The sequence below is a fragment of the Streptomyces sp. NPDC096310 genome, assembly GCF_044763125.1.
In the GTDB taxonomy this organism is placed as follows: Bacteria; Actinomycetota; Actinomycetes; order Streptomycetales; family Streptomycetaceae; genus Streptomyces.
Genome location: NZ_JBIWFO010000002.1, coordinates 273,008 through 281,802, shown reverse-complemented (window position 1 = coordinate 281,802; position 8,795 = coordinate 273,008). Strand labels below are relative to the sequence as shown.

The window sequence follows — 8,795 nt, the reverse complement described above, 5'->3', positions numbered from 1 at the left end:
GCGCGTGTGCTTCGCGGTTATGGGTGTGGGGGGCGGTCAACCCCCCGCCCGGGGGGTGGTGTGGGTGGTCCCCCCCGGCCCCCCCCCCCCGCCGCCGGCCCGGGGGGGGGGGCGCACGCCGAGCTCGTCGCCGGGGCCGCCGTGCGAGGTGTCCGGGCTGTGGTGCGAGGTGCCGGCGGTGACCGGTGTTCCTTCGGTGAGGGCGAGGAAGACCTCGTCCAGACTCGGCTGTCCCAGCGAGAAGTTGTCCACCGTGATCCCGGCGCGGGCCAGCTCCGCCAGCGCCCGCGCGGCCTGCTCCGCCGCGCCCTGCTCGGTGCCGTGGCCGTTGACCGTCGCGGTCAGTGCCACCGGGTCGGGGTCGAGCTGCACGCCCGCGCCGAGTGCGCGCGCCAGCACCCGCTCGGCCTCCGTCCGCTGCGCCGCGTCCCGCAGCCGCAGATGGACCGCCCCGGCGCCGACCGACGCCTTCAGCTCGCCCTTCGTCCCCTCGGCGATCATCCGGCCGTGGTCGATCACCGCGATCCGCGAGGCCAACTGGTCCGCCTCGTCCAGATACTGCGTCGTCAGCAGCACCGTCGTGCCGTGCGCGACGACGGCCCGCACGATGTCCCACACCTGGTTACGGCTGCGCGGGTCGAGCCCGGTCGTCGGCTCGTCCAGGAAGAGCAGGTCCGGCGTGTTGAGGAGGGACGCGGCGATGTCGACACGGCGCCGCATCCCGCCCGAGTAGTGCTTGATCTGCCGCCCCGCCGCCTCGGTGAGACCGAACGCCGCCAGCAGCCGCGCCGCCCGCTCTCGCGAGGCCCGTCCCGAGTGGCCGAGGAGCCGTCCCAGCAGCACCAGGTTCTCCGTACCCGTCAGGTCCTCGTCGACCGATGCGTACTGCCCGGTGAGACTGACCCGGCCACGTACCGCGTCCGCCTCTTTCCGTACGTCCTTGCCGAAGACCCGCGCCTCACCGCCGTCCGGCCGGAGCAGCGTCGCCAGCATCCTGACGAGGGTCGTCTTGCCCGCTCCGTTCGGCCCGAGGAGCCCGTAGACAGTGCCCGCGGGCACGGCGAGATCGACTCCGTCGACCGCCCGGTTCTCACCGAAGACCTTCACCAGCCCTCTGGTCTCGATCGCCAGATCAGTGCTCATTGCTGTTCCCTTGTCCGTTGTCCGTGGGGTCCGTGTGGTCAGTAGTCCTTGGTCCGTGGTTCCGTCCGCAGGTCTGTTCGTCGTTCTGTGCGTCGTTCTGTTCGTAGGGCAGGTCCGTTCGCGGATCACGAGATGTACGGGCGCGCCTCGCGGGCCTCGCGCAGCGCCAGCCCCCACCAGCCGAGCTGGTCGAGCATCAGCCCCGCCGCCCGGTCCCCGGCGCGAAAGGCACCGGAGGGAGCGGCGGAGCCGACCGGCCAGTCCTCGAAGAGGTTGATGTTCACCCCGTTGCGCAGCGTCACCGTGTGCAGTTCGGTGAAGACCGACCTCAACTGCTCCACCGCGTAGAGCCCGGCGCCCGCGCCATGGCCGTAGCTGACGAACGCGACCGGCTTGGTCCGCCACTCGTCGTACGCGAAGTCGATGGCCTGTTTCAGGGAGGCCGGGAACGAGCGGTTGTACTCGGGGGTGACCACCACGAACGCGTCCGCCCGCCCGACCTCCGCCGCGAACGCGGACATCTGCCGGGTCGGGCGGTCCGGGTAGTGCGCGGGAAAGTCGAAGTCGATCAGATCGACGACCGCCAGCTCCAGATCGTCCCGCCCGGCCGCCCGGTCCGCGAACCAGCGGCCGATGACATCGCCGACGCGCCCCTCACGCGTACTGCCGATGATGACCGCGACGCGCAACGGCCGTGACGGCTCCGCCTGTGGCGGCAACGACTGCCTTCGTTCCGGTGGTTGCTCCATGGGTCCCCCGTACTCCCCTCCTGCGCCTGTACCTGTACGTGTACCTGCGCCTGTACTGCCCGCGCTCCCTCACCTCTCAGGCGCGAGACGCGACCGCGCGGCCCGCCAGATCGGATCTGGCGGGCCGCGCGGTCGTCACGGACCTCAGGGTTCTCGTGTGTAGAAGCGGTAGAAGGTGGCGATGACCGTGCCCGCGCCGATCGCGAGGCCGATCCCCGAGGACAGCAGCACACTGTGCCCGGTGAGGCTGTAGAGGAAGCCGATGGACCCGCCCACCAGCACGCCCCAGGCCGCCGCCCTGAGTTCGCGCGACAGGGAGTGTTCCACCCTGAGCAGCCCGAAGAGCAGCAGTGCGAACGCCGCGCCGGAGATCAGCGCCAGGGCGAGCTGCCCCCAGGTCGCGGGTCCGCCGCTGCGCGCGATGGCCTGTGCGTACGCGCCGTAGACGATGCCGAGGAAGAGCGGTACCCCGATGGCGAGCGGGGAGACGCGCCGCCCGCCGCGCCCGGAGCGCACGCTGTGCGCGCCCTGAGCGGCGCGCCCGCCGTGCGCGCCCGCCGCTCCGTACGTACGGTGCGCCCCTGGCATCCAGGCCCCGGGCGTACGGGCTCCTGACGTACCGGGCGTACGGACTCCTGACGTACGGGCCTCAGGCGTACGGGCTCCTGGCGTACGGAGCGGGGCGCCGCCGTGCCGGCCGGGCAGAACAGGTGTGGCCATGACCGGGAACTCCTTCCCTCACACCCCCACGCCCCCCACTTCATCCAGAGCACACCCGCCCACCGTGCCCGTCAAGCCCGGCTTTCCTCTTATTGCCTCTCATTTCTCCCCTCTCCCTTCCTCCCGTCCCTCTCCTCACCGGGTCGGCGGCGCACCGCTCGCGCGGACCGGCCGGTCCGCGTTCCCTTGAGGGGTGCGGACCAACCGGACCTACCACCGGACCTCCCTCTCCCTGGCGCTGATCCTCCTGCTGACGGTCCTCACCCCGCTCAGCGCGTTCGCCGCCTGGTCCGATCTGGAGATCGGCGACACCCGCCGTTTCGTGGCCACCACCGCGCCGCTCGGCTCCGAGCCCGCCGTACGGGCGACCTTGGCGAACCGGATCACGGACCAGGTCATGGCGGAGATCGACAGCAGCGGATTCGATGTGGGGCCGTTCCAGGAGGACGCGCGGCGGGCGGTACGGGGTCTGCTGCACGACGCCGTGCTGTCCTTCACCGGGTCCGAGGCGTACGAGAACGCGTGGCGGACGGCCGTACGCGCCACCCACTCCACGGTGGAACAGGCCCTGACCAGCGGGCGGGGCAACGCCGTGACCCTTGATCTGGCGCCCGTGGTCCGGCAGGTGAAGGCCCAACTGGTGGCCGACGGGGTGCCGTTCGCCGATCGGATCCCCGTGAGGGACAGCCGGATCGTCGTCCTGGAGGCCAGCGGGCTCGGCGTCTGGCGCCAGGTCGCCGAAGGGCTGCGCGCCGCCGGGATCTGGCCGGCGGTCGGCACCGCGCTGCTCGCGGCGGCGACCGTACTGGCCGCCCCGGCCGGCCGTCGGCGCCGGGCGCTGACCGGTGTCGGTCTCGCGGCCGCGGCGGGCGGGGCGCTGCTGGTCGTGATCGTCGCGGTGGCGCGGGGGACCGTGCTCCAGGGCCTGCCGGCGGGCGGCGACCGGTCGGCCGGCGCCGCGTTCTACGACGCGCTGACCGGCTCGCTCCGTATCACCGGCTGGTCCCTGCTGGGCGCCGGGCTGCTGTTGGCCCTGGTCACCTGGCTTGCGGGGACCCTCGCGGGCCGCCGGGAGAGGCACCGTCAGAGCCGCCACGCCTGACTTTACTCAATCTTTATGCCGATACCACCCGGTCGAATGTCCCTTTTGTTCTGTTTGGAGCACCATGGGGATATGAGCCAGAACACAGCACAGCGGCCCCCCACCTCGGGCATGGGCACAGGCACAGGTACTGGTACTGGAATGGGCATGGGAACCACCGGCGTAGGACACGGCACCGGAGCCCATGCGGAAAGGAAGGCTGCCTGGGCAATGGGCGGTAGCCTCTTCGCCGGCGTCCTCCTGTTGGTCATGGGAGTGACGGACATCCTCCAGGGGATAGCGGCGATCAGGAGGAACGCGTTTCTCAACACCGCCGGTTACACCTACTCGTTCAACCTGACATCGTGGGGCTGGATCCATCTGGCGATAGGCGTTCTGCTCGCCCTCGTCGGTATGGCACTCCTCGCACGGTCCAGGTGGGCACGGTACCCGGCCATAGGACTCGCGGGGCTGAATCTGATCGCGCAGTTCATGTATCTGCCACACCAGCCGGTGTGGGCCGTCGTGGGCATGGCGATGTCGGCGTTCATCATCTGGGCGCTGGCCACGGATCGAAGCGCACTCGGTGCCGGAGCAGGAGCCGGATCGGGCATGAGAACCTGACGGTCCGGCACCCCCCAGGACAGAGAGTCCCGACCAACCTCGCGGGAACAGCGGTAGCCGTCGCTGTTCCCGCCTTCACGTGTGTGCGGTCTCCAGGCGTGCGGAAGGATGGTGACCTCCATCAGGCCGTGACTTCCCTCAGGCCGAGCGCGAGAGGCCCACCCCGTTGAACAGCCCGAACCGTACGGACGACGCCCCGTCACCGCCCGTCACCCGCCCCCTTATCCAGCGCCTGCTGCTCGGGGCCACCGGCCTCTTCCTCCTCGCCGCCACCGTCCTCCTCGGCTGCCGCGCCCTGGGCGGCGACGGCATCACCCCCGTACCGCAGTTCCTCGCGTTCCTGCCCTGGCTGCTCGTCCCGTCCGCCGTCGCCCTGCTCCTCACCGTGCTGCTGCGCTGGCGCGCCGGGGTGGTCTGGGCGCTGGTCGTGGTCGGCGCCGGGGGGTGGTTCCTGCGGCCTTACGACACGCAGGCCGCGTCCGCGGCCGGGTCCGGGTCCGGCCGGACCGGCGGCGCCGCGCCCGTCATGCTCAAGGTGCTGACGTCCAACGTCGAGTACGGGCAGGCCACCCGCGGCCTGATCGACGTGATCCGCCGCGAGAAGCCCGACCTCGTCTTCGTCCAGGAATGCGAGTTCCGCTGCGTGGAACTCCTCGACGAACGGATACCGGCGGCCGACTACCCGTACCGGAACGTCGTCAAGGCCAGCAGCGCCGAGGGCTCCTCGATCCTCTCCCGCTTCCCGCTCACCGACGCCGCGCGCATCCCGGGTCTCCTCGCGATGCCCGGCTCCACGGCACGCGTCGGGGACCGTACGGTGCGGCTCCAGCTCGCGCATCCGCTGCCGCCCATCCCGGGCATGGTCGACGACTGGCATACGGAACTGGGCCGTATCCGTACGTTCGCCGCCGCGCAGCAGACGGCCGGCGCGCCGCTGATCCTCGCGGGCGACTTCAACGCCACCCGCGACCACGCCGCGTTCCGCGCCGTCCTGGACGCGGGCGGGCTGCGCGACAGCGCGCTCCTGGCGGGCGCGGGCCGTACCCCGTCCTGGCCCGCCGGCCTGCCCAGACCGCTGGGCGCGCAGATCGACCACGTCCTGGTCAGCGACGACTTCTCCGTACGGAGTGCCCGCTTCCTGGACCTGGCGCACACCGACCACCGGTCGCTGCTCGTCGGCCTCGAACTCCACTGACCGCGGCTCGACGTGCGGGCGGGGCGGCCCGGCGTGACGATCGGAACATGAACGACGAACCCAATGCCGACATCCTGCGCGACATCGACACGCTCGTCGCGGAGGAGCGCGCGCTGCGCGACCGCTCGACGCGCCGGCTCGGCCTCGGGCCGGAGGAGGAGACGCGGCTGCGCGCCGTGGAGATCCAGCTCGACCAGTGCTGGGACCTGCTGCGCCAGCGCCGCGCCAAGTCGGAGTTCGGGGAGAACCCGGGCGAGGCGCGGGTACGGCCGGCGAGCGAGGTCGAGGGTTACCAGGCGTAGCCCCCGTCCCCCAGCCCCCGTCCCTCAGCCCCCGTCCCCCAGCCCCCCCGGTCCCGGCCCCCGCCGCAGTCGCAGTCGGAGGCGGGCGGAGCGCCGGGCCGGGCACCGGTGTCGGCCGCGCCGGGCCACGTACGTCACCCTGGCGCCATGGGAGAACACTCCGACCCGAGCGGTAAGCCGAGCGACGCCCCGAGCGCAGACCCGGCCCCCGCGGGCCCGGGCGCGGACTCCGCGACCCCACGCCCCCCGGCCCCGCCCTCGCCGCGCCGGCCCTCCGCGCCCCCATGGCTGCTCGCGGGCCTGCGCCCCAGCTCCGCCCCCATCCCGTGGGCCGCCGTCGCCCGTGCCTCCGTCGGCATGGCCGTCCCCCTCGCGGTGGGTTTCGCCGTCGATCAGCCCGCCTATGGGGCGCTCGCCTCGCTGGGCGCCCTGTACGGCGTCATCGGCGACACCGCCGACGCGTACCGGATGCGGATCTTCAACATCGCCGTTCCCCAGCTCTTCGGAGCCGTCGGCGTCACGCTCGGCGCGCTCGTCTTCGACCGGGGCTGGTGGGCCGTCGGCGTGCTCACCCTGCTCGCGCTCGTCTCCGGAATGATGTCCTCCATCGGCGCGGTCGCCTCGTCCTCGGGGCTCCAACTCCTCCTCTTCGCCGTCCTGGGCGCGGGGCTGGCGATGCCGGAACCCTGGTGGGTGGCGCCGCTGCTGTTCACCCTCGGCGGGCTCTTCATCCTCCTCCTGTCCCTGCTGGCCTGGCCCCTGCGCGGCCTCGAACCGGAACGCGCCGCCGTGGCCGCCACCTACCGCGCGGTGGCCGACCTCCTCGCCGCGGCGGGCCGCCAGGGAACCGGCGGCCTCCCCGGGCCGGGGCGGGACGCGTACGACACGAGGCGCCAGGCCGTCACCGACTCCCTCAACGAGGCGTACGACCTCGTCCTCGCCCGCCGCGCCCGCGAACACGGCCGCTCGGAACCGCTCGTACGGCTGCTCGCCCAGCTCAACGTCGTCATCCCGCTGGTGGAGGCCGCCCCCGCCGCCCATCTGCGCGGCCAGCCGCTGCCGGCCGCCGTGCCCGCCGCCGTACGGGAGTTGGCGGACGCGGTCGCCACGGGTCGTCCGCGCGCCACCGACGGCCCGGACGACCGCCCCCGCCCGCCCGGCGCCACCTCGGCGGAGCGCGCCGTCGACGCCGCGCTCCGCCACGCCACATCCGTCGTGCACCACGCCGAGCCCGACCCGCACAACGTCGACGACCGGCTCGGCCGCCCCGCCGCCCTCCGCGTCCGCGTCCGCCGCGCCACCCGCGACGTGCTGCTCTCCGAGGACTCCTGGCGGTACGGTCTGCGCCTCGCGCTCTGCATCGGGCTCTCCCAGGCGCTGGTGTCCCTCATCCCCGTACCACGCTCGTACTGGGTGGCCCTCACCGTCACCTTCATCCTCAAGCCGGACTACGGTTCGGTCTTCTCCCGGGCGGTGCTGCGCGCCCTCGGCACGGTGGCCGGGCTCGTCGTCGCGGCGGCGATCCTCTCGCACGTGGCGCGCGGCTGGTGGGACGTGGCGGTGATGCTGGTCATCGCGGGGATCGTGCCCGCGATGACGGCGAAGGGGTACGCCTTCCAGACGGCGGCCATCACCCCCGTCATCCTGCTCCTCTCCGACCTCCTCAGCCACGAGGGCTCCGGCCTGCTGCTGCCGCGCTTCGTCGACTCCATGATGGGGTGCGCGATCGCCCTGATCGCGGGGTATCTGCTCTGGCCGGAGAGCTGGCACACGCGGATCGGGGACCGGCTGGCGGACGCGGTCGAGGAGACGGCGGAGTACGTACGGTGCGCGTTCGCCGCGCCGCCCGACGCCGACCGTGCGGAGCGGGTGCACACGCGCCGCCGTATCTACCGTGATCTGTCCGTCGTCCGCACCGAGTTCCAGCGCGCCCTGACCGAGCCCCCGCCCACCGGCACGCGCGCCCGCGCCTGGTGGCCGCTGCTCGTCGCCGTCGAACGCGTTGTGGACGCCACGACGGCGGCCCGCGTCCGCGTCGACCACGGCGCCCCGCCGCCCGCCCCCGCCGAGATCGCCGCGATCGAGCGCCAGTTGCGCGAACTGGCGGACGGTATGCGGTCGAGCGCCGTCCTGGTGGAGGTACGGGCGGACCTCGGCGGCGACGAGAGGGGCGTACTGGCCCCGCTGCGCCAGGAGGTACGGGGCGCACGCGCCATCGCCTCCCCGCAGCGCCGCACGGGCCTCACCGGTCGCGCGCCGCGCCCCCCGGAGTGACGTCGGGCGTGACGTCGGGCGTGACCTCAGGCGTGGCCCCGGGCGGAATGCCCGGCGTGATCCCCGGGGTGGTCCCGGGCGAGACCCCCGGTGCGCTCCCCGACGGGAGCACTTCCGCCGTACCCCCGCCCGACGGCACCTTCAGCAGCGCCCAGACCCGCTTCCCCGGCCCCCGGCGCGGCGCCACACCCCAGTCGTCGGCCAGCGCCGCGACCAGGGCCAGCCCCCGCCCGGACTCGTCCTCCGCCTCAGGAACGCGCGGTCTCGGCAGGTGGTCCCCCGCGTCCTCGACCTCCACCCGCAACAGCCCCTCGGCACGGAACAGGGTGACGGCGATCTCCCGGCCCGGCGGACTGCCGTGCCGCAGCGCGTTGGTGACGAGTTCCGACAGCAGCAGGGCCGCGGTCGCGCCCGGATCCCCGGTCAACCCGACCCGCGCCCGCAGCACATGGCGCGCCCGGCCGACGCTACGGGGGTGGCTGGCGAGCCGGAAAGTGACGTATTGGCCCTGCGGATCGCGCTGTTCGTCGTCCTGCTTCATGGGGGCGTCGTGGTTCATGGGAAGGAACTTCCCCGTAACGGGACATTTACGTTTTCCAGACCGACATATCTCGCCCCAGGAGCCGCGTTTCGCCCTCCGCTCAATGGCAACGCCTGGCGCACCCGACCCATAGGGGAACGCACTTCCGGCCCTTAGGCTCTCTCAA

The 8,795-nt window shown here is 72.9% G+C and carries 9 protein-coding genes; 5 read left to right on the top strand and 4 right to left on the bottom strand.

The window, feature by feature from the left end; genetic code table 11:
• Positions 1-36: 36 nt before the first annotated feature.
• The 3 genes from ACIQ7D_RS06680 to ACIQ7D_RS06670 form a co-directional block, all read right to left on the bottom strand.
• On the bottom strand, positions 37-1,143 hold the full coding sequence (locus ACIQ7D_RS06680) for an ATP-binding cassette domain-containing protein (RefSeq protein ID WP_403934274.1): 1,107 nt from the start codon (positions 1,141-1,143) through the stop codon (positions 37-39).
• A gap of 125 nt (positions 1,144-1,268) precedes the next feature.
• On the bottom strand, positions 1,269-1,892 hold the full coding sequence (locus ACIQ7D_RS06675) for an NADPH-dependent FMN reductase (protein WP_403934272.1): 624 nt from the start codon (positions 1,890-1,892) through the stop codon (positions 1,269-1,271).
• Positions 1,893-2,036: 144 nt separating this feature from the next.
• Positions 2,037-2,612 (bottom strand): hypothetical protein, encoded by a 576-nt coding sequence (locus ACIQ7D_RS06670; protein ID WP_403934270.1) that lies wholly within the window; start codon positions 2,610-2,612, stop codon positions 2,037-2,039.
• Between the two features lie 193 nt (positions 2,613-2,805).
• On the opposite strand from ACIQ7D_RS06670, the gene ACIQ7D_RS06665 reads away from it, so the two are divergent.
• From ACIQ7D_RS06665 to ACIQ7D_RS06645, 5 genes are all read left to right on the top strand, one after another.
• Positions 2,806-3,714, top strand: a complete 909-nt coding sequence (locus ACIQ7D_RS06665; RefSeq protein WP_403934268.1) for a hypothetical protein — start codon at positions 2,806-2,808, stop codon at positions 3,712-3,714.
• 210 nt (positions 3,715-3,924) lie between these two features.
• Positions 3,925-4,317, top strand: coding sequence for a hypothetical protein (locus ACIQ7D_RS06660; protein WP_403934266.1), 393 nt, complete (start codon positions 3,925-3,927; stop codon positions 4,315-4,317).
• Positions 4,318-4,483: 166 nt separating this feature from the next.
• Complete coding sequence (locus ACIQ7D_RS06655) at positions 4,484-5,512, top strand: endonuclease/exonuclease/phosphatase family protein (protein ID WP_403934264.1); 1,029 nt, start codon at positions 4,484-4,486, stop codon at positions 5,510-5,512.
• Positions 5,513-5,559: 47 nt separating this feature from the next.
• Positions 5,560-5,814 carry a DUF2630 family protein gene (locus ACIQ7D_RS06650; protein ID WP_403934262.1) on the top strand — a complete coding sequence of 85 codons (255 nt, stop codon included), beginning with the start codon at positions 5,560-5,562 and terminating at the stop codon, positions 5,812-5,814.
• A gap of 147 nt (positions 5,815-5,961) precedes the next feature.
• Complete coding sequence (locus ACIQ7D_RS06645) at positions 5,962-8,088, top strand: FUSC family protein (RefSeq protein WP_403934260.1); 2,127 nt, start codon at positions 5,962-5,964, stop codon at positions 8,086-8,088.
• Here ACIQ7D_RS06645 and ACIQ7D_RS06640 read toward each other — a convergent pair.
• Positions 8,057-8,647, bottom strand: coding sequence for an ATP-binding protein (locus tag ACIQ7D_RS06640; protein WP_403934258.1), 591 nt, complete (start codon positions 8,645-8,647; stop codon positions 8,057-8,059). The two genes, ACIQ7D_RS06645 and ACIQ7D_RS06640, sit on opposite strands and share 32 nt — an antisense overlap.
• Between the last annotated feature and the right edge of the window lie 148 nt (positions 8,648-8,795).